General features: G+C 72.4%; 18 protein-coding genes, 1 tRNA gene and 2 pseudogenes. 14 read left to right on the top strand and 7 right to left on the bottom strand.

Annotated features, from left to right (window positions below; genetic code table 11):
- Nucleotides 1-26: 26 nt before the first annotated feature.
- Entirely contained in the window at nt 27-875 is an 849-nt protein-coding gene (locus tag AC069K_RS10720; RefSeq protein WP_478614496.1) for a hypothetical protein, read from the bottom strand.
- A gap of 251 nt (nt 876-1,126) precedes the next feature.
- On the opposite strand from AC069K_RS10720, the gene AC069K_RS10715 reads away from it, so the two are divergent.
- On the top strand, nt 1,127-1,591 hold the full coding sequence (locus AC069K_RS10715) for an ATP-binding protein (protein ID WP_358834642.1): 465 nt from the start codon (nt 1,127-1,129) through the stop codon (nt 1,589-1,591).
- Between the two features lie 156 nt (nt 1,592-1,747).
- On the opposite strand, the gene AC069K_RS10710 is transcribed toward AC069K_RS10715, so the two are convergent.
- Together AC069K_RS10710 and AC069K_RS10705 are read right to left on the bottom strand one after the other, a co-directional pair.
- Nucleotides 1,748-3,214, bottom strand: coding sequence for an aminopeptidase P family protein (locus tag AC069K_RS10710; RefSeq protein WP_365102609.1), 1,467 nt, complete (start codon nt 3,212-3,214; stop codon nt 1,748-1,750).
- A 101-nt stretch (nt 3,215-3,315) separates the two neighbouring features.
- Nucleotides 3,316-4,818 carry a PP2C family protein-serine/threonine phosphatase gene (locus AC069K_RS10705; RefSeq protein WP_478615184.1) on the bottom strand — a complete coding sequence of 501 codons (1,503 nt, stop codon included), beginning with the start codon at nt 4,816-4,818 and terminating at the stop codon, nt 3,316-3,318.
- Nucleotides 4,819-5,241: 423 nt separating this feature from the next.
- Here AC069K_RS10705 and AC069K_RS10700 point away from each other — a divergent pair, with 423 nt between their 5' ends.
- Together AC069K_RS10700 and AC069K_RS10695 are read left to right on the top strand one after the other, a co-directional pair.
- Complete coding sequence (locus AC069K_RS10700) at nt 5,242-5,925, top strand: bifunctional DNA primase/polymerase (protein WP_365102607.1); 684 nt, start codon at nt 5,242-5,244, stop codon at nt 5,923-5,925.
- Nucleotides 5,926-6,117: 192 nt separating this feature from the next.
- Entirely contained in the window at nt 6,118-6,774 is a 657-nt protein-coding gene (locus AC069K_RS10695) for a hypothetical protein (protein ID WP_478614491.1), read from the top strand.
- 218 nt (nt 6,775-6,992) lie between these two features.
- Here AC069K_RS10695 and AC069K_RS10690 read toward each other — a convergent pair whose 3' ends face one another.
- From AC069K_RS10690 to AC069K_RS10680, 3 genes and pseudogenes are all read right to left on the bottom strand, one after another.
- Nucleotides 6,993-7,991, bottom strand: a complete 999-nt coding sequence (locus AC069K_RS10690) for a DUF5926 family protein (RefSeq protein ID WP_365102603.1) — start codon at nt 7,989-7,991, stop codon at nt 6,993-6,995.
- A 333-nt stretch (nt 7,992-8,324) separates the two neighbouring features.
- Nucleotides 8,325-8,959 (bottom strand): annotated as a pseudogene (locus AC069K_RS10685) (ATP-binding protein).
- A gap of 129 nt (nt 8,960-9,088) precedes the next feature.
- Entirely contained in the window at nt 9,089-9,916 is an 828-nt protein-coding gene (locus AC069K_RS10680) for a glycerophosphodiester phosphodiesterase (protein ID WP_358834637.1), read from the bottom strand.
- A 236-nt stretch (nt 9,917-10,152) separates the two neighbouring features.
- Here AC069K_RS10680 and AC069K_RS10675 point away from each other — a divergent pair, with 236 nt between their 5' ends.
- Entirely contained in the window at nt 10,153-11,787 is a 1,635-nt protein-coding gene (locus tag AC069K_RS10675; RefSeq protein WP_478614487.1) for a S1C family serine protease, read from the top strand.
- A 133-nt stretch (nt 11,788-11,920) separates the two neighbouring features.
- Nucleotides 11,921-12,007: transfer RNA gene (locus tag AC069K_RS10670), tRNA-Ser, on the top strand.
- A 222-nt stretch (nt 12,008-12,229) separates the two neighbouring features.
- On the opposite strand, the gene AC069K_RS10665 is transcribed toward AC069K_RS10670, so the two are convergent.
- Nucleotides 12,230-13,321: a bifunctional DNA primase/polymerase gene (locus AC069K_RS10665; protein ID WP_478615182.1), complete on the bottom strand. Its 1,092-nt coding sequence runs from the start codon at nt 13,319-13,321 to the stop codon at nt 12,230-12,232.
- A 514-nt stretch (nt 13,322-13,835) separates the two neighbouring features.
- Here AC069K_RS10665 and AC069K_RS10660 point away from each other — a divergent pair.
- The 9 genes and pseudogenes from AC069K_RS10660 to AC069K_RS10620 all read left to right on the top strand — a co-directional run bounded on the left by AC069K_RS10660 (nt 13,836) and on the right by AC069K_RS10620 (nt 23,173).
- Nucleotides 13,836-14,141 carry a hypothetical protein gene (locus tag AC069K_RS10660; RefSeq protein WP_358835636.1) on the top strand — a complete coding sequence of 102 codons (306 nt, stop codon included), beginning with the start codon at nt 13,836-13,838 and terminating at the stop codon, nt 14,139-14,141.
- Between the two features lie 259 nt (nt 14,142-14,400).
- Entirely contained in the window at nt 14,401-15,714 is a 1,314-nt protein-coding gene (locus AC069K_RS10655) for an acyl-CoA dehydrogenase family protein (RefSeq protein WP_478614484.1), read from the top strand.
- Nucleotides 15,715-16,761 carry a bifunctional MaoC family dehydratase N-terminal/OB-fold nucleic acid binding domain-containing protein gene (locus AC069K_RS10650; protein WP_478614481.1) on the top strand — a complete coding sequence of 349 codons (1,047 nt, stop codon included), beginning with the start codon at nt 15,715-15,717 and terminating at the stop codon, nt 16,759-16,761.
- Nucleotides 16,761-17,810 (top strand): annotated as a pseudogene (locus AC069K_RS10645) (acyl-CoA dehydrogenase family protein); the annotation flags it as partial. The gene AC069K_RS10650 and the pseudogene AC069K_RS10645, both read left to right, overlap by 1 nt.
- A gap of 176 nt (nt 17,811-17,986) precedes the next feature.
- Nucleotides 17,987-18,403 carry a MaoC family dehydratase gene (locus tag AC069K_RS10640; RefSeq protein ID WP_478614478.1) on the top strand — a complete coding sequence of 139 codons (417 nt, stop codon included), beginning with the start codon at nt 17,987-17,989 and terminating at the stop codon, nt 18,401-18,403.
- A complete protein-coding gene (locus AC069K_RS10635; RefSeq protein WP_478614475.1) occupies nt 18,400-19,566 on the top strand; it encodes a lipid-transfer protein in 1,167 nt (388 codons plus the stop codon). The genes AC069K_RS10640 and AC069K_RS10635 overlap by 4 nt, the downstream gene beginning before the upstream one ends.
- A 94-nt stretch (nt 19,567-19,660) precedes the next feature.
- The gene (locus tag AC069K_RS10630) at nt 19,661-20,689 is read left to right on the top strand and encodes a DUF1906 domain-containing protein (RefSeq protein WP_478614472.1); all 1,029 of its coding nucleotides are present in this window, start codon (nt 19,661-19,663) and stop codon (nt 20,687-20,689) included.
- A gap of 124 nt (nt 20,690-20,813) precedes the next feature.
- The gene (locus AC069K_RS10625; RefSeq protein WP_358835630.1) at nt 20,814-21,350 is read left to right on the top strand and encodes a SigE family RNA polymerase sigma factor; all 537 of its coding nucleotides are present in this window, start codon (nt 20,814-20,816) and stop codon (nt 21,348-21,350) included.
- Between the two features lie 167 nt (nt 21,351-21,517).
- Nucleotides 21,518-23,173: a long-chain fatty acid--CoA ligase gene (locus AC069K_RS10620; protein WP_478614468.1), complete on the top strand. Its 1,656-nt coding sequence runs from the start codon at nt 21,518-21,520 to the stop codon at nt 23,171-23,173.
- Nucleotides 23,174-23,347 lie beyond the last annotated feature (174 nt).

Below are 23,347 nucleotides of genomic sequence, written 5' to 3'. Positions count from 1 at the left end.
TCGTCTCCGTGACGAAGCGGGCCGCGTCAGACTGCGAGGGCGTACGCCGAGGGCGGCCCGCGCCTGATCACCGAGTGCTGGAGTGCCTCCCCGGCCTTCGGCAGGGGGATGGCGAGACGGGCCGGCGGGAGGCCGGGGCCGTTGCCGGGAACCCCGGGCAGACCGGCCAGCAACGCCGTGACGAACGCGACGGCGGCCCGCAGCGAGCGGACGCAGGCCCCCTCGGCCGCGGCGGTGGCGGCCTGGGCGGAGAGCCGCGCCAGGGCGAAGAGCGCCGCCTCGCCGCGCCGCAGCAGCCAGCCCGTCAGCAGCGCGGCCAGCAGGTGGCCGAGGAGCATGGGCAGCGAGGGGAACAGTCCGGCCAGGACGCCGTGCGCCGAGGCAGAACCGGTCATTCCGGGCATAGGGGTCATGCCCGCCATGGAGCCGTGCGGAGCGGGGAGGGCCCCCGAAGGCGGGCGCAGGCCCGCTTCGGTGACGATCCGTCGCGCGTCCGAGGCCGTCAGCCGGGCCGTCGCGGCCGGGCCGCAGACCAGCTTGGCGGCGAGCCGCAGCAGCGAGACGTCCCCGGCCGGCCGGGCGGTGGCGGCGGCCGCGGTGTGCTGGCCGATGCCGAACAGGGTGTGCAGGGCGAGCTGTCCGGCGGCCAGGGCACCCGCGATGGACGGCAGCGAGCGCTCCCGGCCGGCGAGCACCGAGGCGAGCGCGAAGACCCCGAGGAACCCGGCGAGCAGCGTCCACCACGGGACGGTCGCACAGACGGCCAGGGCGTGCCCGAGCGCGGACAGCACGACGCAGACCGCGGCGAAGAGCGCGGCCCTCAGCAGCCGGAGACCGGCGCCTGCGTCGGTGTGTCGGGCGTGTCGGGCAGACATGGCGGGGCCATCATCGCACCAGCCCTCCCCGTCCCGTACGGCAGGTCCACAAGGTGCCGAATTCCTGTGATGATCACATCCGTCCCCGGCTGTCCGGAAACCGGACGGGTGAGCGAGCGCCGCGTCCATACACCGGCGACGGGAGGGCACACATCCGCCGAATGAGCGCTATCCCGTCAAGTCCGTGCTTACGGAGCGGGGGTTACGGCAATACGTAGGGGTATGTCGAGCCGCAACCAGGAGGCCGGAGCATGAGCATCTGGTGGTCACTCCATTTGCGGCGCGAGGCCGCGAGCGTTCCGCTCGCACGTCGTCTACTGCTCGGCACCATGGAGACCGCGGGCGTCGATCCGGACATCTCCTACGACCTCTCGGTCGCACTCGGCGAAGCGTGTGCGAACGCGGTCGAACACGGAGGGGACGAAGGGTCCGGCACCTCGGCGGCGTACCGGGTGACCGCGTATCTGGATGGCGAGAAATGCCGTATCGAGGTCGCCGACTCGGGGCCGGGCTTTCCCGTACGACGAGGCCGTCGCACCGCAGCACGGATGAACAGCACATTGGGCTCCACCATGGCGGAGCACGGCAGAGGGCTCTGCCTGATCGAACAGCTCGCCGACCACGTCCACTTCGGCAACCGGCCGGGCAGAGGCGCCGTGGTGAGCTTCGACAAGATCCTGAAATGGCGTGAAGGTGCCCTCCTCCACGCCTCGTGAGCACGCCCCAGAGGCGGCGGACGCGGCGCGGCCGCTCCCCGCGCACGGGGAGCGGCCGGTTTCGCCGCGGCACTCACGTATACGTAGGACGGGTGCGGGAGCGCACTCGCGCGTACTACGTACGCAGCGGGGCCCGGTGCAGCGGGGCCCCGGGCGTCAGCCCTGCTTGACGCGGGCCATCCACGCCTCGACCTCGTCGGAGCGGCGGGGCAGCGAGGCCGACAGGTTCTCGTTGCCGTCCTCGGTCACGAGGATGTCGTCCTCGATCCGCACACCGATGCCCCGGTACTCCTCGGGCACGGTCAGGTCGTCGGCCTGGAAGTACAGCCCCGGCTCGACGGTGAGGCACATACCGGGCTCCAGGTCGCCCGCGACGTACGTCTCGGTGCGCGCGGCGGCGCAGTCGTGGACGTCCATGCCGAGCATGTGGCCGGTGCCGTGTAGCGTCCAGCGGCGCTGGAGGCCCAGCTCCAGGACCTTCTCCACGTCCAGGTCGCCGCACAGGCCCCACTCGACGAGCTTCTCGGCCAGGACGCGCTGGGCGGCGTCGTGGAAGGCGCGGTAGGGGGCGCCCGGCTTCACCGCCGCGATACCGGCCTCCTGGGCCTCGTACACCGCGTCGTAGATCTTCCGCTGGAGCGGCGAGAACGTGCCGTTGATCGGCAGTGTGCGCGTCACGTCCGCGGTGTAGAGCTCGTTGGTCTCGACACCGGCGTCGAGCAGCAGCAGCTCGCCCGCGCGCACGGCGCCGTCGTTGCGCACCCAGTGCAGGGTGGTGGCGTGCGGACCGGCCGCGCAGATCGAGCCGTAGCCGATGTCGTTGCCCTCGACGCGGGCGCGCAGGAAGAACGTTCCCTCGATGTAGCGCTCGCTGGTCGCCTCGGCCTTGTCGAGCACCTTGACGACGTCCTCGAAGCCGCGCGCGGTGGCCTCGCAGGCCTTGCGCAGCTCGGCGACCTCGAAGGCGTCCTTCACCAGGCGCGCCTCCGACAGGTACACCCGCAGTTCCTCGTCGCGCTCGGCGGTGACCTTGTCCGTGAGCGCGGCCTCGATGCCGGCGTCGTGGCCGCGGACCACACGGACCGGACCGGTGGCCTCCTTGAGCGCGGCGGCCAGCTCGCGGACGTCCTTGGCCGGGATGCCGAGCAGCTGCTCGGCCTCGCTCAGCGAGTGGCGCCGGCCGACCCACAGCTCGCCCTGGCCGTCCAGCCAGAACTCGCCGTTCTCCCGGTCGGAGCGCGGCAGCAGGTAGACGGTCGCCTCGTGGCCGTCGCCCCTGGGCTCCAGGACCAGCACGCCGTCCTGGGTCTGGTCACCGGTGAGGTACGCGTACTCGGTGGAGGCGCGGAAGCTGTACTCGGTGTCGTTCGAGCGGGTCTTCAGGTTGCCCGCGGGGATCACCAGACGCTCGCCGGGGAAGCGCGCGGACAGCGCCGCGCGGCGGTCGGCGGTGTGCGCGGCCTGGGCGATCGGCTCCAGCCCGTGCAGCTCGGTGTCGGCCCAGCCGGACTTCATGTTCTCGGCCAGCTCGTCGGACACGCCCGGGTACAGGCCGTTCTTGCGCTGCTTGATCGGCTGCTCTTCCGACTCTTCCGGGGTCTCCGGGGTGAGCTGCTCGGCCACGGTCTGCCTCCACTTAGTACGACATTGGACCTCCGTCCATCGTACGGGCGGCTGGGAAGGGGTCCAGGGCCGTAGGACCTGTTACACCCCGTAGGCGGCCGCTACGCGAAACGAGCCGCCAGCAGCACCACGTCCTCGCCGCCGTCCGAGGCGTCGAGCCCGTCCGGCAGCACGGTCCGCAGCACGTGGTCGGCGATCGCGTCCGGGTCCTCGCGGGCGGCCCTCGGGACGCTCGCGGCGGCCGCGTGGAGGCGGGCGAAGGCCCGGTCCATCGGATCGCCGGTGCGGTGGAGCAGCCCGTCGGTGTACAGCAGCACCGTTTCTCCGGCCGCGGGCTGGATCTCCACGCTCGGCGCCTCCCAGCACGCGAGCATCCCCAGCGGCGCGGAGAGGGAGGTCTCCACGTACTCGGTGCGGCGCTCGCCGACGATCAGCGGCGGCGCGTGCCCGGCTCCGGCGAGCACGATCTTGCCGCGCGCGGGCTCGCAGTACGCGAAGAGCGCGGTCGCCGAACGGGCCGGCTCGGTGAGCCGCAGCAGCAGCTCCAGGTCGGAGAGGACGGCGACCGGGTCCTCGCCCTCCATCACCGCGTACGCCCGCAGGCTGGCGCGCAGCCGCCCCATCGCGGCGACGGCGCTGGGCCCCGACCCGGTGACGGAGCCGACCGCGAGGCCGAGCGCGCCCTCGGGCAGCGGCAGCGCGTCGTACCAGTCGCCGCCGCCGCGCGGGCCGGTGCGGTGGCGGGCGGCGAGCCGCACCCGGGCCACCCGGGGGAGCCGGCTGGGCAGCAGCTCCTCGGTGACGGTGGCGAGCCGGGTGCGGGCGCGGTCCAGCTCGACCAGCCGGTCGACGTGCTCGGCGGCCTGGCCCAGATAGAGCCCGATGAGGTGGCGGTGCCGCTCGGCCGGTTCGGCGGGTTCGTCGTAGAGCCAGACCACCGCGCCGAGGCGGGCGCCCGCGTCGGTCGTCAGGGGCAGCGTGTAGCTGGCCGCGTAGCCGATCCGGGTGGCGACCTCGCGGTGGCGCGGGTCGGGGGTGTGGCCGCCGGCCGCCTCGCCGACCAGGTCGGAGCCGCCGTCGGCGCCGGGCAGGCCATCGAGGATCCTGCCGTACGGGGTGGCGCTGCGCGGGACCGTCTCGATGTGGCCGAGGTCGGCGTGGGCCAGACCGAGACCGGTGGTGACGGCCGGGCCCAGTCCGTCGGCGGGCTCCAGGACGACCAGTCCGCGGCGCGCGCCGACCAGCGCGGCACCCGCCCGCAGCAGCTCGTCGAGAGCGTCGTCGAGCACGGAGGTGCGGGCGAGGCGTTCGGTCAGTTCGTGCAGGGTGGTCAGGTCGGAGACCCACCCGGCCAGCCGGTCCTGGATCGCCACGCCCGGGGCTGCGGAGGCGGTGGGGGCGGATGGGGGCAGAGGCGCGGAAGTGTGCGCGGGAGGCGGAACGGATGGATCGATTCCAGCCACTTTCGGCAGGTGCGGGGCGCTCATGGCAGTCGGCTTTCCGACCGGTCGGTTTCGCTCAATAGCATCGCAAACCCCCATGTCAATCTGCGCCGCCATCAATGCATCCAGATGTACACGCACAAGTAAGGGGATGTCCAGCATTGTCATGGCGAGATTGTTGGTGTCCAGGGGGTGTTCAACTTGGCGGAAAATTGCCCCCTATGGCCCATCTCTGGGGTCGACTGAGGGCATTCAAGAGCGCGTCATATCGAGCGGGCTGGGTACGTACTCGGTGATGGCCAGGGGCAGTTGACGGTGTCCCGGAACCCGGCGGCGGTCCAGGGCGTCTTAGCAACCGACGGCCGCGCCCCATCCCCGAGTGGCGGGGTTTTTTGCACAAGGGACAGCAAGCGCCACGCGCACGCCACCCCTCGCCATGCTTTTAATGGTCACAGCCCCCGCTCGGTCCTGACGGGTTACCCGTACCGCAGGCTCGCAGAGCTCAACGATCATGTACGCGCAGTGAAGTGATGCACACATGGTGTGATGTGGACCTCGGCGTTCAACGGAAAGGAACGAGCGCTCATGCGCGAGATCCTCGGAAGGCGACGCAGGCTCAGGTTCCGGCGCAGTGAAACGGCTGCTCGGCTTGGCGCCGCGCTGACCTGCGCGACCGAGTGGAAATGGCCCGTACTTCCAGGTGTGGGACTGACGACGGCCAAGGGCCGCGGCGACCGGGACCGCGGTTGTGCCTGTCCCGACCCCGAGTGCGCCGTCCCGGGGGCGCACCCCTTCGACCCCGGCCTCCTGGCGGCGTCGACCGACGAGCGCCTGGTGCGCTGGTGGTGGACCAACCGCCCGGCCGCCCCGGTGCTCCTCGCCACGGGCGGCAGAGCGCCGTGCGCGGTGAGCCTCCCGGCCGTCTCGGGGGCGCGGGCGCTCGCGGTCCTCGACGACATGGGCATCCGGCTCGGCCCGGTGGTGGCGACTCCCACCCGGTGGTCGCTGCTGGTCGCTCCTTACTCGCTGGAACGGCTGGGTGACCTCCTCTACTCCAAGGACTGGGTGCCCAGTTCACTCCGCTTCCACGGAGAGGGCGGCTATCTGGTGCTGCCCCCGTCCGAGACGGGCAAGGGGCAGGTGCGCTGGGAGCGGGCCCCGCTGCCGGGGTCGGCCAGGCCCTGGCTGCCGGATGTGGAGGCGGTGGTGGACGCGCTGGTCACGGCGGCGACCAGCGCACCGGACGGCGGGTCCCGGCTCGCGTACTGAGCCGGTGGCCCGGTCCGCGTACCAGGACAGCGAACAGGACGGCCGCCGAGTTCCCGTCGGGACCCGGTGTCACTCGTTCGGGTGCGAGAGCGCCCCAGTTGTACGGGAAACGGGCGCGCGGACGACCGGGCGCCCGCTTTCCGTCGCTATCTTCGGCCCACCGCAGGAATTCCTTGGGATGGGTGGGCCGCCGTGAACCTCCGCATGATCGGTATCGGGGCCGTGGTGGTGTTCGCGGTGCTGCTGCCGCTGGCGGCTTCGGCCGGCCAGGTCGAGGAGCCGGAGCCGGCGGGCACCGGGTCGGCGGGCGGCGATCCCGCCCGGTCCGACGCCACCCGTCCCGGTCCGCGCGGCCGGGCCGCGGCCGCGGCCGACTCCCCGGATGCGGGGTCCGTCTCCGAGGCCGGATCGGGGTTTCCCTCCGTGCCGGGCGACGCGAAGCCGTCCGGCCACGCGCGCGTGGCGCGGGGGCCCGTCGAACCGGCCGCCCACTGCGGGCCCGAACTCGTCTCGCCCGACGGCGTCGAGGCACAGACCTGTGTGCTGACCGAGGGGCGCGACACCTGGGCGCGCGCCTACTACCGCAACGCCACGGGCGGACGGTTGCGCTCCGTGCTCACCCTGATGGGGCCGGGCGCCCACACCGTACAGACGAACTGCGCCGTCGGCACGGGAGATCAGCCGGGTGTGTGCGAGACCCCGAGGGAACCGGCGAAGGGAAAACCTGGCGCGTACTCGGCGGTCGCGGAGTTCGCCGGAACAAGTGAGGACGCGCCTCTGCTGCTGCGTTCCGGGTCCAATGCGCCCGACGGTGGGGCGGTCAACTCCTCGGCACCCACGGCTCGTTGAGCGGTAAGCGACCACGTGGGCGCATACGGCGAACCGGAAGAGGAAATGGAAGGGCCCGGTCGCTGGCGACGGGGGATGCACCAGCGACCGGGCTCTTAGAACGGTAACAAGAGATCTGTCATTCGCAAATTCGATCTCGGTTATTCGGACACCGATTTATCTGCGACTACCGGGAGTTGTGACGCGGGTCACCTGTCCCGTGACAGGAAGGGTCACGCTCAGCTCAACGTCACCTGGCGGTTGGTGAGCCCGCCCCGCGCCCGGCGCTCCTCCGGGGTGAGCGGAGCCTCGTCCGCCAGCGCCGCCGCCAGCCGCTCGGCGAACGCGGCGGCAGGCTTCTCGCACTCCTCGGCCGTCATCGCGCTCGGCAGGTCCCAGACCGGGACGGTCAGTCCGTGCGCGCGGAAGGAGCCCACCAGGCGGGTGCCCTCGCCGAGCGAGGAGGTGCCGGCCGCGTGCAGCCGGGCGAGCGCGTCCAGAAGGCGCTCCTCCGGGTGCGGCATGACCCACCGCAGGTGGTTCTTCTCGGGCGTCTCGCACCAGTAGGACGAGTCGACCGACGTGAGCCGTACGGTCGGGATGGCGGCGGCGTTGGCGCGCTCCAGGGAGGCGGTCACCTCGGGAGTGGCGTTCTCCGTGCCTTCTTCGCCCCGCACCCAGAACTCGAACCCGCTGTGCACGGCGGGCTCGAAGGCGGCGGCCGGGTCCAGCAGGTCCTGGAGCCGGGGGCCCTGGGGGTCGACGCGCTGGGCGGCGACCGGCGTACCCGGCTCGGCCGTCAACGCGCGCGTGAGCGTGTCCGCGAGGTCGCGGCTGATGTCGCCGGACGGCGTGTCGTTCTGGAGGCCGAGCAGCACCGAGCCGTCGTCGCGGCGCAGCGCGGGCCACGCCATCGGCAGCACGGTCGCGAGCGTCACCGACGGCACGCCCTCGGGCAGGCCGTCCTTGAGGGTGAGTTCGACGGTGGCGGCGGGCACCAGCTCGCGCAGCGCGACCCAGTCGCACTCGCCCGCCAGGCCCTCGAACGGACGCTGGACCAGCTCGGTCACGGCGTGCGAGGCGGCCCGGCCGTGGCACGCCTTGTAGCGGCGGCCCGAGCCGCACGGGCAGGGCTCGCGGGCTCCGACGACCGGAATCTCGACATCAGCGCCTGCGGCGCCGGCCCCGTTCTTGCGCTGTGGCGCTGCGGCCTTCGTCTGGGGGCGCTTCTTGGCCATGGTGTGGCTCTCCCGACTGCGGTGGTGCGGTGTCGCTGGGTCGGGCGCGAGCCTAGTCGTACCGGTCGGGATACGGCGTACGGCTCGGTGCAAGTCGTCCGCGGCGGGGCGGGGACGGGGGGAACCGAGGCCTGCCCGCCGCGCTCGGATCGCTGCCTGGGGTTCGCTGCCCCGGAGCCTGGGGCCCGGGGCCTGGAGACAAGGACGCGGGACTCGCCCCCCGACCCGCCGCTCGGTCCAGCTCCCGCTCGGTCCAGCTTGTCGCCCGGTCCAGCCCGTTGCCCGGTCCAGCCCGTTGCCCGGTCCAGCTTGTTGTTCAGTCCAGCCCGTCGCTCAGTCCAGTTCGTCGAAGACGTCCGCGAACTCCAGGCTCGGCAGCGCCACGCGCGCGACGAAGTCGTCGGGGACGGGCCCGAGGCCGTTGTCGCACCCCTGCGCACGGTCGTACCCGGCGGTGATGATCACCCATACGGTGACCTCGCCGGACGCGCTGTCGCGTACGCCCCAGTCCTGGGCGAGCGCGCTGATGATGTTCAGCCCGCGGCCCCCGCGCGCGGTGACGGACGGTGTGGCCGGAATCGGCCGGGTGGGGCCGCCGCCGTCGGTCACCTCGACCGTCAGCCGCCCCGCCTTGTCGACGCGCCAGGCGGCCCGGACGTCCCCGTCGCCCACGTCCGCGCGCCCCAGCGGTCTGCCGTGCCGGCAGGCGTTGCTGAGCAGTTCGGAAAGGACCAGTACGGCATCGTCCACGACCGGCTCGGACACGCCGCTGCCGAGCAGCTGCTCCCGCATCCGGTGTCTCGCCTTGCCCACGCCCGCAGGGCCGTGGGGCACGGCCATGCTCGACGACGTGGGCACCTCCTGTGCCACCACCAACGCCACCCCCGAGACCTCCTTCACCCCACGCCAGGTGTGAATGCCCCAATGGACTGGACCGGAAACCGGCCAACCGGCGTCCGGTGACGCACTCGTCACGTCCGCACACGGACCGAACGCGCCGGTGCACTCCCTGTCACCGCCCTTCCTGGTGTGCCAGGGGAGGAGGGAGGGTACGGAAGTGGCGCTTCCAAAGGACCCGAAGCCTCCCGGAGGCCGCCTCAGAGGCGGCCCAGCTGGTGCAGCACCTGCTTGGGGCGGTTGGTGATGATGGCCTCGACCCCGAGGCGTACGCACAGTTCGACGTCCTCCGGTTCGTTCACCGTCCAGACGTGGACCTGGTGGCCCGCCGCGTGCAACCGGTCGATGTAGCCGGGGTGGTTGCGGACGATCCGCATGCCGGGGCCCGCGATCCGCGCGCCCGCGGGCAGCCGCCCGTCGCGCAGACGGGGCGACAGGAACTGCATCAGGTAGACGGTCGGGATGTCCGGCGCGGCGGCGGCGACGCGGTGCAGGGAGCGCGCGGAGAAGCTCATGATCCGTACCGGTGAGGTCTCGCCGTCCGGCGGCGGATCCGTGAGGCCGAACCGCTTCAGCAGCTGGAGCAGCCGGTCCTCGACCTGTCCGGCCCAGCGGGTGGGGTGCTTGGTCTCGATGGCGAGCTCCACGCGCCGGCCCGCGTCGGCGACGAGCGCCAGGAGGCGTTCCAGGGTGAGGACGGAGGTGAAGGACGGGTCGCCCCAGTCCGGGCTCTCCTCGCTGTCCTTCCAGGAGCCGAAGTCGAGCGCCGAGAGCTCGGAGAGCTCCAGGGCGGAGACGGCGCCGCGGCCGTTGGAGGTCCGGTTGACGCGGCGGTCGTGGACGCAGACGAGGTGGCCGTCGGCGGTGAGCCGGACATCGCACTCAAGGGCGTCCGCGCCGTCCTCGATCGCCTTCATGTACGCGGCGAGGGTGTGCTCGGGCGCGTCCTCGGAGGCGCCGCGGTGGGCCACCACCCGGACGGAGGCCCGGTGGGGCGTATGACTGTCGTGCTGCCGTGCTTGGGTCACCGCGTCATCGTGCCACTGCGGCGGGGCACAGGGGCGGCTTGCGGGTGGGAGCACGAATACACAGCTCCTGCTTACAGTGGCCTGACAGCTTGTGGGAAAAGCTGAGCGCTGACATGTGCACACGTCCGCATCGTGCGATACGCGATTGTCGGACCCCTGACGCACCATGGTCGGTGTCGCGTCCCCAGCCGAACCATACCGACCCCGAGACTGAGTGGAACCGAGGAGAGAGAGCTGTGAGCACCGAGAACGAGGGCACCGCGGCCCCGGCCGTCCCGCCTGCCCCGTCGTCAGCACCGCCCGCGCCTCCCGCCCCTCCCGTGATGTCCGAGGAGCCCGCGGCGCCGTCCCCGGCGGCCCCGTCCCCCGGGCCCGACCGTCCGGCGCCGCCGGCCACCGAGCCGCCCGCCCCCGAGCCGACGGCCACGCACGCGACGCCGGAGTCCGGTGCCGCGTACGCCGGGACGGGGGCTGGGGCTGGGATCGGCGCCGGGGCCACGCACGCGACGCCGGAGCCGAAGGGCGCGCCGGAGGCGCCGCACGGGCAGGACCCGGCCGCCGCGCACGGGGCCGCGCCCGATCCCGCCACCGCGCAACTTCCCGGCCCGGTCCCGGCCGAGCCGCCGTACGGGGCGCCCGCCGCGCATCCGCAGGCCGCGGACGGCTGGCCGACGCCCCCGCCCGCGCTGCCCGCGTACGGCGGCGCGGGCGGCGGTCCCGCCTGGGGCGCGCCCGCTCCCGAGCCGCAGCGCCCGCGCCGCCGCGGCGGTCTGATCGCCGCCGTCCTGGTGGCCGCGCTGGTCGCGGGTGGCGTCGGCGGCGCCATCGGCTACTGGGCGGCGGACCGCGAGGACGGCTCCAGTGGGTCGACGACGGTCTCGGCCTCCGACACCCCCAAGGACTTCAAGCGCGAGCCGGGCACGGTCGCGGCGGTCGCCGCGAAGGCGCTGCCGAGCGTGGTGACGATCGAGGCGCAGGGCGGTGACGGCGAGGGCGGCACCGGCACGGGCTTCGTCTACGACAGGGAAGGCCACATCGTCACCAACAACCACGTGGTGGCGTCGGCCGCCACCAGCGGCAAGGTGACGGCGACCTTCTCCAACGGCAAGAAGTACGACGCCGAGGTGGTCGGCCGCGCACAGGGCTACGACGTGGCGGTCATCAAGCTCAAGAACGCCCCCTCCAACCTGGTCCCGCTCGCCCTCGGCAACTCCGACCAGGTCGCCGTCGGCGACTCGACGATCGCCATCGGCGCGCCCTTCGGCCTCTCCAACACGGTCACCACGGGCATCATCAGCGCCAAGAACCGCCCGGTGTCCTCCAGCGACGGCGCCAACTCCAAGGCCTCGTACATGAGCGCCCTCCAGACCGACGCCTCGATCAATCCGGGCAACTCGGGCGGCCCGCTGCTCGACGCGCGCGGTGCGGTCATCGGCATCAACTCGGCCATCCAGTCGGCCGGCAGCGGCGGGTTCGGCCAGTCGCAGGCGGGCTCCATCGGCCTGGGCTTCGCGATCCCGGTCAACCAGGCGAAGAACGTGGCGGAGCAGCTCATCAAGACCGGCAAGCCGGTCTACCCGGTGATCGGCGCGACCGTCGCCATGGACCAGAAGGGCCAGGGCGCCAAGATCTCCCCGCAGGCGTCCGGCGGCAGCGCGGCCGTGGTGCCGGGCGGCCCGGCGGACAAGGCGGGCCTCAAGCCCGGTGACGTCATCACCAAGTTCGGCGACACGGTGGTCGACAGCGGCCCGACGCTGATCAGTGAGATCTGGACGCACAAGCCGGGCGACCAGGTCCAGCTCACGTACCAGCGCGACGGCAAGGAGGCGACGGTCACGGTCACCCTCGGCGAGCGCATGGGCGACAGCTGACCGCGCCGCCCGAGGGGCGAACTCGGCACCGCCCAAGGAGGCCTGGTCCATCCCCCGGCCGGGCCTCCGCACCATAAGGACCCCTCCGCTAGGCTGTAGCAGCCCCGCCGCCGGTCGGCCGGCCCGGGGCGAGGGTGGGTTGCCCGAGCGGCCTAAGGGAACGGTCTTGAAAACCGTCGTGGCAGCGATGTCACCGTGGGTTCAAATCCCACACCCACCGCGTGTGCGCGGGTCGTACGGCCCGTGAAAAGAGGTGCCCCGGACATCCGGGGCACCTCTTTTCGTCGCGGGACACCTCGTCAGGTGGGCGCCCCGGGTCGTACGGGCTGAGATGCCGGTCCAGCGTCGACGGCGGCTGGGTAAGGGGCGTCGGCCCATGGGCAGCGCCCCTTACCCATATGTGCGTACGCGATATGTACGTACGCGACCGTCGCCCCCGTCCTCAGTACGCCGTGGTCAGCCGCGCCGCTGACGCGATGGTCGCCCGGGCTTCCCGCTCGGTGAGGCCGGTCCGGACCGCGGCGGTGGTGAGGAGATCGGCCAGGGCCTCGCCGATGCCGTTCTCGTAGGCGCGGCAGGCGGCCCAGAAGAGACGGGTGTTGCGCTGGCCCTCGTGAGCGGCCAGGACGAACTGGACCAGCCCGTGGCCCCGGTCCGGGCCGTGCGCCCGGGAGTGGTGGGCGCGCGCCGGGGGCGTGAGGAGATCGAGGAGCGCGCCGGGGCAGGGGGCCGGTGCCAGATGGGCCGTGCCCGGGGCGAGCCGGTAGACGCCGTTGCTGGTCAGTGAGCCGGGGCCGACCAGATAACCGCCCGCGCCCCGCACGTCGATCCCGGGCGCCAGTCGGCTCGCGGAGTTGGGGACGACCCGGTCGGGCGGCCCCGTCAGCCAGATGTGCCGTCCCCCGCTCGGCGTGATCACGACGACGGTCTCCGGAATCGTGAACAGGTGCCGCAGGGCGAGGTGTTGCAGGGCAGCGACCGATTCGGGCGGCGGATCGGCCGTGTGCGGCATGAAGGGCGAGGGCGGTGAGGGCGGTGAAGGCCGCACCGCCCGGCGGTCGCGTTGGGGCGGGACCGAAGCCTCTTCCACCGTCCCCTCAGCCGCCCCTACGCGCGCGTCCGCGACAGCCCCCGGACCCGGACCCGGAGCGGACCCCGCAGCTGACCCCAGGACCGATCCCGCCCCCGCTCCCCCCGGAGCGTCGGCCGGCCCCGGTTCCGCGTGGCCCGGCTTCGTCGTGTCCAGGTCGATGCCGATGAGGTGGTGGGGCGGGCGGCCGCAGGCGATGCCGTACCCGGTGGCCCAGGGCGCGGCCGCGAACAGCGCGCGTACGGCCACCGGGTCCGTGGTCGCGTCGTGAACCCCGTGCCCCGGCAGCCCGCACTCGCCCCGGCAGAGCGCGGGCTGCGGCTCGCCGTGGTGCGGAGAGCGCAGCGCGGGGAGCTTCGATCGGGACAGCGGGATGACGGGGAGCCCGCGCTCGGCGACGGAGAGAGCGTGGGCGAGGGCCAGGGTGGAGGCATGCCGGTCGATGGTGGCCATGCCTTCTATGTTCGTACGAGTGTTCGAAAAAGGGAAGCGGGAATGGATCCGGGTTCGGATGAGAGCGGAGAGTGATCGAAGAGTGGTCGGGACGGGGTGGTGAAGGGATCGGCGCGTGACCGGAAATGAGGGCCTGGGCTGCGCGGACGCCGATTCGGGCGGGGCGGGTGGTGGGTCTGTGGCCTGCGGGGAACGGGTGCCCGGCATCCCGGCGGCGGCCGGGTGGCGCGGAAGTTTGGCCGAAAGTGTGCTGAAACGGTTCTCCTCCCTGCTGGGCCGGTGTGCGGCGGGGTGCGCCTGGGCCGACAAACGGCTTCCGGAGCCTTTGAAAGCAAGTTGGTGGTTTATCGACAAGTCCTCACGCTTGCGGGCGAAACGCGCCGACTGGGCTGGTTCGCCGGGGATTCGGTGGGCAACTCTGATGACGCGACGCCGCAGCAGCTTCCAGGGCGGTCGGCCAACTTCCCTGGAAAAAGCCGTACTTCTGGTTCCTGGAGGAAAAGACATGGCAAGCATCCGCACCGCCCGCGTCATCGCCGCCGCCGCCGCACTGCCTCTCGCCGTGGGGCTCTTCACCGGAGTCGCCACCGCGGACAACGGCTCCTTTGCGGACCACGGATCGAACGCGGCAGTGGCGACCATCAGCGGGAGCGGGGTCGGGCACAACAACAACGGGAACTCGTCCACCACACAGCAGCAGGCCGTGGGTTCGGGCGCCTCGAACCAGAGCAATACCGCCCAGGTGAACGGCTCCGCCTTCACGGCGATCCGTCAGGACAACGTGTCGGTCAACTTCACCAACCTCTGGTGAGCCGGGGCCCCTCGGGGTCGGGGTCAGTGGGGTGACGACTGCCCGGGTGGCGGCGCTGCGGCGCGGCTGCCCGGGCGGTCGCGCGTCCGGGGGCATGCGGCCGGGCCGGGTGAGTGCGCCTACGCGCGCGTGGATGCCCGCGCGGGTGCGGTGGGGGCGGGGGGCGCGTCAGCGCGGGCATTGACACGGGTGCCGTATCTGACGGACAGTCAGAAACCCCGACTCGTACGCGTACGTCCGGACCCCGGAGGCCGCCGCCGTGCACCTCGCCCCGACCGAACGCCAGCAACGCCTGCGTGCCGAACTCCGCTCCTACTTCCGCACCGTCATGGGGGAAGGCACGGGCAGCACGGAAGCCGCGCAGGGCGGCGACCGTGAAGACGGCGATCCTGCGGGGGCCGACCCGACCGGCCACGGTCCGACCGGCCTCGGTCCCACTGGCCTTGGTCCGGCCGGTCCCGGTCCGGCCGGTCCCGGTCCGGCCGGCCCCGGTCCCGCCGCCGACGACCCCGCGGCCCAACGCGCCCTGCTCCGCCGGATCGGCGCCGACGGGATGCTGGGGCTCGGCTGGCCCGTCGAGTACGGCGGCCAGGGGCGCGGGCCCGACGAGCAGTTCGTCTTCTTCGACGAGGCGTACCGCGCCGACGCCCCCGTCTCGATGGTCACGCTCAACACGGTCGGGCCGACGCTGATGCGCTACGGGACCGAGGAGCAGAAAGCGTTCTTCCTGCCCCGGATCCTCGCCGGCGAGCTGGTCTTCGCGATCGGGTACAGCGAGCCGGGCGCCGGGACGGACCTCGCCTCGCTGCGGACCCGGGCCGTACGGGACGGGGACGACTGGCTGATCGACGGCCAGAAGATCTTCACTTCCAACGCCCAGAACGCGGACTGGATCTGGCTCGCCTGCCGTACGGACCCGGCGGCGCCCAAGCACCGGGGCATTTCGATCATCCTCGTTCCGACCGACGCACCCGGTTTCTCCTGGACCCCGATCCACACCGTGGGCGGCCTGACGACGACGGCCACGTACTACGACGGGATCCGCGTTCCGGCCGCGAACCTGGTCGGGGAGGAGAACGGCGGGTGGGGTCTGATCACCAACCAGCTCAACCACGAGCGGGTCGCGCTCGCCGCGATCGGCATGCAGGCCGAGGCGTTCTTCGAGGCGGCGCTGCACCGCGCCCGTACCCCCGATCCGGTGACCGGTCGGCGCAGGGTTGACGCGCCGTGGGTGCGTTTCAGGATCGCCGAGACACATGCCCGGCTGGCGGCGAATCGCCTGCTCAACTGGCGTTTGGTGGGGGACGTGGGGGCCGGTTCACCGGCCCCCGGGGACGCCGCCGGGGTGAAGTTCGCGGGAACGGAATCGGCGGTCGAGACGTATCGAATGTGCCAGGAGATCTCGGGGGAGACGGCGCTGGTGCGGGGAGGGTCGCCGGGCGCCGTGGGGGACGGGGAGCTGGAGCGGATGAACCGCGCGGCGCAGATCAACACGTTCGGGGGCGGGGTGAGCGAGGTGCAGCGGGAGATCGTCGCGACGATGCGGCTCGGGATGAAGAGGGGGCGGAGGTAGATGACCGAGGACGTGTCCACGCGCTCGCCGGGGCGTATCGCGGACGGGAACGAGCGGACCGCGCACCCGGACCCGGGCGAGCGGGCCGCGCACCCGGACCCGGGCGAGCGGGCCGCGCACCCTGACACGGGTGGGCTGTACGGACGCCTCAAGGCGTACGAGGGGCGGTCGGCGGCGCGCGAGGGCGTCGGCAAGGACCTGGTCAACGAACCGATGATCAGGCACTGGTGCGAGGCGATGGGCGACACCAACCCGGCGTACCGGGGACCGGACGCGATCGCCCCGCCCACCATGCTCCAGGCCTGGACGATGGGCGGCCTCTCGGGGCACACGGACCGCTCGGGCGCCCACGACGAGCTGTTCGCGCTGCTCGACGGCGCCGGTTTCACCTCGGTGGTCGCGACCGACTGCGAACAGGAGTACCTACGGGAGCTGCGCCCGGGAGACCGGATCACCTATGACGCGGTGATCGAGACGGTCTCGGAGCAGAAGACCACGAAGCTCGGGACGGGCCACTTCGTCACCACGCGGATGGACGTCCGCGCGAACGGCGAGCTCGCGGGCACGCACCGCTTCCGGATCCTCAAGTACGCCCCGGCCCGCCGCACCCCCGAGGGGCGGCGCCCGAGACCGGTCGTCAACCGCGACAACGCCGGATTCTGGGACGGCGTCGCCGCCCACAAGCTGCTGATCCAGCGCTGCACCGGCTGCGGCGAACTGCGCTTCCCCTGGCTGCCGGGGTGCAACGGCTGCGGGGCGGCGGAATGGGACACGGTGGAGGCGAGCGGCGCCGGGACGGTGTTCTCGTACGTCGTGATGCACCACCCCCGCTTCCCCGGGTTCGCCGAGCCCGGCACGGGTGGGGCCGACGGTGACGCTCCGTACGCCGTCGGCCTGATCGAACTGGCCGAGGGCGTGCGGATGATCAGCAACGTGGTGGGCGTGCCGTACGACAAGGTGCGCATCGGGATGCCCGTGTGCCTGGAGTTCCTCCGGGTGGACGAGGACCTGGAACTGCCGGTGTTCCGAGGGGATGAGGGTGGCTGATGGACTTCACCCCCACCGAGGAGGAGGCGGCGGTCCGTGAGCTGGCCGGGGAGATCTTCGGAGACCTCTCCACCCATGAACGCCTCACCGCCGCCGGGACCGGGACGGACACCGAGCTGTGGAAGGCCCTGTGCGGTGCCGGGCTGCCCGGCGCCGTCGAGGAGACGGGGCTGCTCGGACTGGTCCTCGCGCTGGAGGAGCAGGGCCGGACGACCGCCCAGGCGCCGTTCGCGGCGAGCTGCGTCTACGGAGTCCTGGCACTGGCCGCCCACGGCTCCCCGGACCAGCGCGACCGGCTGCTCCCGTCCCTGAGGGACGGCACGGCGGTGGCGACCGGCGCCTTCCCCTCGCACGCGGCGGTGCGGGCCTCGACCGACGGCGGCCCGACGGCCGAGCTGACCGGAGTGGTGCCGGTGGTCCCCTGGCTGCGCGATGCCACACACGTCCTGGTGGCGGACGGGGACCGGGCGCTGTGGTGGATACGGACGGGAGCACCCGGGAACGTGACGGAACGGGTCGAGACGACGGCGCCCTGGTCGGCCGGCCGGCTCACGCTCTCGGGAGCCCGGGGCGAGCGGGTCGGCGGCCCGGGGCCCGGCGCCTACGAGGACGTGCTGGCGACCGCCCGTACCGCCTTCGCCGGACTCCAGACGGGGGTGTGCGCGGGGTCGCTGGCCCGTGCGGTGGAGCACACCAACACCCGTGAGCAGTTCGGGCGGCCGCTCGCCACCCTCCAGGCGGTCCAGCTGAGGGCGGCCGACGCGTACATGGACACCGAGGCGATACGGGTGACCTCGTACGAGGCGGCGTGGCGGCGCGACCAGGGACTGCCGTACCGCACGCACGCGCTCACAGCGGCCTGGTGGGCGTCCGAGGCGGGCAGAAGGGTCGTCCACGCGGGCCAGCATCTTCACGGGGGGCTCGGGGCGGACCTGGAGCACCCGGTGCACCGGCACTTCCTCTGGGGACGCCAGATCGACGCGTATCTGGGGTGTGGCGGCGAACTGCTGGAGGAGCTGGGCGGATTGCTCGCCGAGGGAGCAGAGGGATCGGAAGGATCGGAAGGCTCAGGAGAAGCGGAAGAAGACCAAGCAACCGAAGAAGCCGAAGACGCCCAAGAAGCCGAAGAGGCCCAAGGAACCGAAGAAGCCCAAGAGGCCCATGAAGCCGAAGAGGCCCGAGCAACCGAAGAAGCCCAACGAGTCGAGGGAGGGGAGGGCGCGGCATGAAGGCGGGAGACGAGCTGCCACCGCTGGAGATCCCGGTCACCCGGACCCTGATCGTCGCCGGGGCCGTGGCCTCCCGCGACTACCAGGACGTGCACCACGACGCGGTGCTCGCCCAGGAGAAGGGGTCCCCGGACATCTTCATGAACATCCTGACCACCAACGGCCTGGTCGGGCGGTACATCACCGATTACTTCGGCCCCGAGGCGCGGTTGCGCGCGGTGCGGATACGGCTGGGGGCGCCCAACCATCCGGGCGACACCATGACCTTGACCGGCACCGTCACCGCCATGGAGGACGGCACGGCCGAGGTGCGGGTGGTGGGGGCGAACCGGCTGGGCCACCACGTCACCGGGACCGTCACGGTCGCCCTCCCCCGGTCGGGGACGGGCGGCGCGGGGGAGGCGGCGGTATGAGCGTGCGGCGGGCCGACTCGCTCGGCGGGAAGGCGGCGATCGTCGGGATAGGGGCCACCGAGTTCTCCAAGGACTCGGGGCGCAGTGAGCTGAAGCTCGCCGTGGAGGCGGTGCGTGCCGCGCTGGACGACGCCGGGCTCACCCCCGAGGACGTCGACGGCATGGTCACCTTCACCATGGACACCAGCCCGGAGATCACCGTGGCGCAGGCGGCCGGCATCGGCGAGCTGTCGTTCTTCTCGCGGATCCACTACGGCGGCGGGGCCGCGTGCGCGACCGTTCAGCAGGCCGCGCTCGCGGTGGCCTCGGGGGTGGCGGAAGTGGTCGTCTGCTACCGGGCGTTCAACGAGCGGTCGGGGCGCCGGTTCGGCTCCGGGGTGCGGCACCGTGAGCCGTCCGCCGAGGGCGCGGCGCTCGGCTGGTCGCTGCCGTTCGGGCTGCTCACCCCGGCCTCCTGGGTCGCCATGGCCGCCCAGCGCTATCTGCACACGTACGGGCTGACGCCGGAGGCGTTCGGGCAGGTGGCCGTCGTCGACCGGCGCCACGCGGCGACCAACCCGGCGGCGTACTTCTACGGCAGGCCGATCACGCTCGCCGACCACGCCGCCTCACGGTGGATCGTGGAGCCGCTGCGGCTGCTGGACTGCTGCCAGGAGACGGACGGAGGCCAGGCGATTGTCGTCACCACGGCCGAGCGGGCCCGGGACCTGCGCCGCCCGCCCGCCGTGATCACCGCGGCCGCGCAGGGGGCCGGCCGCAGACAGGAGGGGATGACGAGCTTCTACCGGGACTCCCTGACCGGGCTGCCCGAGATGGGAGTGGTGGCGCGCCAGCTGTGGCGGACGTCCGGGCTGGCTCCGGCGGAGATCGACGTGGCGATCCTGTACGACCACTTCACCCCGTTCGTCCTGATGCAGCTGGAGGAGTTCGGGTTCTGCGGGGCGGGGGAGGCGGCGGACTTCGTGGCGGCGGACACATTGCCGCTGAACACGCACGGGGGACAGCTGGGCGAGGCGTATCTGCACGGGATGAACGGGATAGCGGAGGCCGTCCGGCAGGTCAGGGGGCTGGCGGTCAATCAGCTACCGGACGCCCGACGCGTGCTGGTGACGGCCGGGACGGGTGTGCCGACTTCCGGGCTGATCCTGAGCGCGGACGGCTGAACCTCCGTACACGGAAGGATGATCTCCTGCACGGACGGCTGAGACACGAGGGTGAGCGGTGGCCGACGCGAGCTGACGGCCTTTCACTCACCCTATGCGCAGCCTTACATCGATCCGGCCCTGGTATCTGGGCATCGTCACGCCACCGCTCGCCGTGGCCACCACGCTCGCCGCTCTGCTCACGCTGAGCCCGTCCGCGTCGGCGGCGCCGACACCCGACGTCCCGGCGGCCGCGACCCCGGCGGCCGCGACCCCGGCGGCCCCGGCCCCGGCGGCTCCGGCCGCGACGGCTCCGCAGACCGACGCGACTGACGCGACCGACGCAGCAGACGCGGCCGACATCGCCGCAGCCGCCTTCGTTCCGGCGGACTCGGTGGACAGCCCGGCGGTGCTGGCGCGTGCCGTGCACTACCAGGGGGCGGCGTTCGACACCTGCCAGGCACCACCGCTGGCGACGATGAAGGCCTGGCGGTCCTCGTCGTCGTACCGAGGGGTCGGCGTCTACTTCGGGGGGCGCGGCCGCGGCTGCCCCGTCCAGCACCACCTCAACCGGAGCTGGCTGACGGACGTGGACCGGATGGGCTGGCGGGTGCTGCCGATCTTCGTCGGCTCGCAGTCGCCGTGCGTACGGTCGCAGGCGAAGCGGAAGGTGCGGATGAGCGCGGACTCGGCCCCCCAGGGCCGGGCGGAGGGGAGGGAGGCGGCCGAGGCGGCCGGGAAGCTGGGCATCCAGCAGGGCAGCGCGCTCTACCTAGACATGGAGGCGTACGACGCGAACAACGCGGCGTGCGCCCGGACGACGCTGGCGTTCGTGCGGGCCTGGAACCGCGAGGTGCGCGGCCGCGGCTTCCTGCCCGGGTTCTACAGCAGCGCGGCCTCCGGGGTGCGGCACATGGAGCAGGCCCGACGCGCCGGGCAGTCCGACCTGCCGTCCGTGATGTGGTTCGCGCGATGGGGCTCGGGGCCCTCCCTGTACGGGGAGCCGACCCTGCACGCGGACGCGTGGAGCCCGCACCGGCGCATCCACCAGTACGCGGGGAACGTGACCGAGACGCACGGCGGACGGCGGCTCGTGGTGGACCGGAACACGGTGGATGCCCCGGTCGCCCGCTTCCGACCCTGAGGAGCCCAGGGACCTCCTCCACCTTCAGGAGGTCCAGCCACCCCTACCCGTACAACCTGAGAGGGACCCCGCTTCGCGACCTGGGGCCGATCCGTGGCGTAGCGGGCGCTCCTAGCGTGGAGGTATGACCACGCCTGTCTGCAACAGCGCCTCCCGGGCGGCGACGCCGTACCCGTCGTTCGCCTCGTACATGAGGGCCCGAGGCCCCGTGCTGCTGCGTACCGCACGCTCGCTGACCGCGAACCCGAGCGACGCCGAGGACCTGTTGCAGACGGCCCTCACCAAGACGTACGTCGCCTGGGACCGGATCGAGGACCACCGCGCCCTCGACGGCTATGTGCGCCGTGCGCTCCTGAACACCCGGACCTCGCAGTGGCGCAAGCGCAAGGTGGACGAGTTCGCCTGCGACGAGCTGCCCGAGCCGGAGTCGGTGCCGGAGCCCGATCCGGCCGACCAGCAGGTCCTGCACGACGCGATGTGGCGTGCCGTGATGAAGCTGCCGGACCGGCAGCGGGCGATGGTCGTGCTGCGGTACTACGAGGACCTCAGCGAGGCGCAGACCGCCGAGGTCCTCGGGGTCTCGGTCGGCACGGTGAAGAGCGCGGTCTCGCGGGCGCTGGGCAAGCTCCGCGAGGACCCGGAGCTCGCCCCCGTCCGCTGACCGGAACCCGGGCCACCGACAGCGGGCGCGGGGGCCCGCATACCGCGTGACCTTGGTCTCGTGGGTGATTCCTTACCTCCGGGTAGTGACATACCGCGCGGTACGTGAGCAGAATCGGCACACCCTTATCGCCACGTGGCGCACCGTAGCGCCCCCGGGAGGCCGCCGTGCTGAGCACCATGCAGGACGTACCGCTGCTGATCTCGCGGATCCTGACCCACGGGTCGACGATCCACGGCAAGTCGCAGGTCACGACCTGGACCGGCGAGGCGGAGCCACGGCGCCGCAGTTTCGCCGAGATCGGCGTCCGGGCCGCGCAGCTGGCGCACGGCCTGCGCGAGCTCGGGGTCGAGGACGGTCAGGCGACCGCCACCCTGATGTGGAACAACGCCGAGCACGTCGAGGCGTACCTCGCGATCCCCTCCATGGGCGCGGTCCTGCACACGCTGAACCTGCGGCTCCCGGCCGAGCAGCTGATCTGGATCGTCAACCACGCGGCCGACCGCGTGGTCATCGTCAACGGATCGCTGCTGCCACTGCTCGCCCCGCTGCTGCCGCATCTGCCGACCGTCGAGCACATCGTGGTCGCCGGGCCCGGCGACCGTTCGCTGCTCGACGACATCGACGGCGCGGGGCCGCAGGTGCACGAGTACGAGGAGCTGCTCGCGGGCCGCCCGACCTCGTACGACTGGCCGCGACTGGACGAGCGCACCGCCGCCGCCATGTGCTACACCTCCGGCACCACCGGCGACCCCAAGGGCATCGTGTATTCGCACCGGTCGGTCTATCTGCACTCGATGCAGGTCAACATGGCCGAGTCGATGGGGCTCACCGACAAGGACACGACCCTGGTCGTGGTGCCGCAGTTCCATGTGAACGCCTGGGGGCTGCCGCACGCGACCTTCATGACCGGCGTCAACATGCTGATGCCGGACCGCTTCCTCCAGCCCGCTCCGCTCGCCGAGATGATCGAGCGCGAGAAGCCCACCCACGCCGCCGCCGTACCGACCATCTGGCAGGGCCTGCTCGCCGAGGTCACCGCGCGCCCCAAGGACCTCTCCTCGATGGTGAGGGTGACCATCGGCGGCGCCGCCTGTCCGCCCTCGCTGATGGAGGCGTACGACAAGCTGGGTGTCCGGCTCTGCCACGCGTGGGGCATGACCGAGACCTCGCCGCTGGGCACCATGGCCAACCCGCCGGCCGGTCTCTCGGCCGAGGAGGAGTGGCCCTACCGGGTCACCCAGGGCCGCTTCCCGGCGGGCGTCGAGGCGCGGCTGACCGGTCCCGGCGGGGAAATCCTGCCCTGGGACAACGAGTCGGCCGGTGAACTGGAGGTCCGGGGCACCTGGATCGCGGGCGCGTACTACGGCGGCGCGGGCGGCGAGGACTTCCGGCCCGCCGACAAGTTCAGCGAGGACGGCTGGCTGAAGACCGGCGACGTCGGTGTGATCAGCCCGGACGGCTATCTGACGCTCACCGACCGCGCCAAGGACGTCATCAAGTCGGGCGGGGAGTGGATCTCCTCGGTCGATCTGGAGAACGCCCTGATGGCGCACCCCGAGGTCGCCGAGGCCGCGGTCGTCGCCGTCCCCGACGAGAAGTGGGGCGAGCGCCCGCTGGCCACGGTCGTCCTGAAGCCGGGGGCGAGCGCCGACTACGCGGCCCTCAAGGACTTCCTCGCCCGGTCGGTCGCCAAGTGGCAGCTGCCGGAGCGGTGGACGATCGTCGAGTCGGTGCCGAAGACGAGCGTGGGGAAGTTCGACAAGAAGGTGATCCGCAAGCAGTACGCGGACGGGGAGCTGGACATCACCGAGCTGCGCTGACACGGCGGCCGGCGAGCGAGCCGGCCCAGGGGGCATGTTTCACGTGAAACATGCCCCCTGAGCGGCCCGGTGAGTCCCCGGGGAGTCCCAGCGAATCCCAGCGACTCCCAGGGAGCTCCGGTGAGTCGCGAGGGTCCGGGTGGTGAGCCCCGGTGAGGCGGAACGCGGCGGGGG

It is taken from the genome of Streptomyces sp. NPDC043908 (genome assembly GCF_056435525.1).
The sequence above is the reverse complement of the archived record's forward strand: the minus strand, read 5'-3'. Positions and strand labels throughout refer to the sequence as shown.

Coding starts and splice junctions, on each gene's coding strand:
- AC069K_RS10720 (WP_478614496.1), bottom strand. CDS start 875: ATGTCTGCCCGACACGCCCGACACACCGACGCAGGCGCCGGTCTCCGG.
- AC069K_RS10715 (WP_358834642.1), top strand. CDS start 1,127: ATGAGCATCTGGTGGTCACTCCATTTGCGGCGCGAGGCCGCGAGCGTT.
- AC069K_RS10705 (WP_478615184.1), bottom strand. CDS start 4,818: ATGCTGGACATCCCCTTACTTGTGCGTGTACATCTGGATGCATTGATG.
- AC069K_RS10700 (WP_365102607.1), top strand. CDS start 5,242: ATGCGCGAGATCCTCGGAAGGCGACGCAGGCTCAGGTTCCGGCGCAGT.
- AC069K_RS10690 (WP_365102603.1), bottom strand. CDS start 7,991: ATGGCCAAGAAGCGCCCCCAGACGAAGGCCGCAGCGCCACAGCGCAAG.
- AC069K_RS10660 (WP_358835636.1), top strand. CDS start 13,836: ATGGCAAGCATCCGCACCGCCCGCGTCATCGCCGCCGCCGCCGCACTG.
- AC069K_RS10650 (WP_478614481.1), top strand. CDS start 15,715: ATGACCGAGGACGTGTCCACGCGCTCGCCGGGGCGTATCGCGGACGGG.
- AC069K_RS10640 (WP_478614478.1), top strand. CDS start 17,987: ATGAAGGCGGGAGACGAGCTGCCACCGCTGGAGATCCCGGTCACCCGG.
- AC069K_RS10635 (WP_478614475.1), top strand. CDS start 18,400: ATGAGCGTGCGGCGGGCCGACTCGCTCGGCGGGAAGGCGGCGATCGTC.
- AC069K_RS10630 (WP_478614472.1), top strand. CDS start 19,661: ATGCGCAGCCTTACATCGATCCGGCCCTGGTATCTGGGCATCGTCACG.
- AC069K_RS10625 (WP_358835630.1), top strand. CDS start 20,814: ATGACCACGCCTGTCTGCAACAGCGCCTCCCGGGCGGCGACGCCGTAC.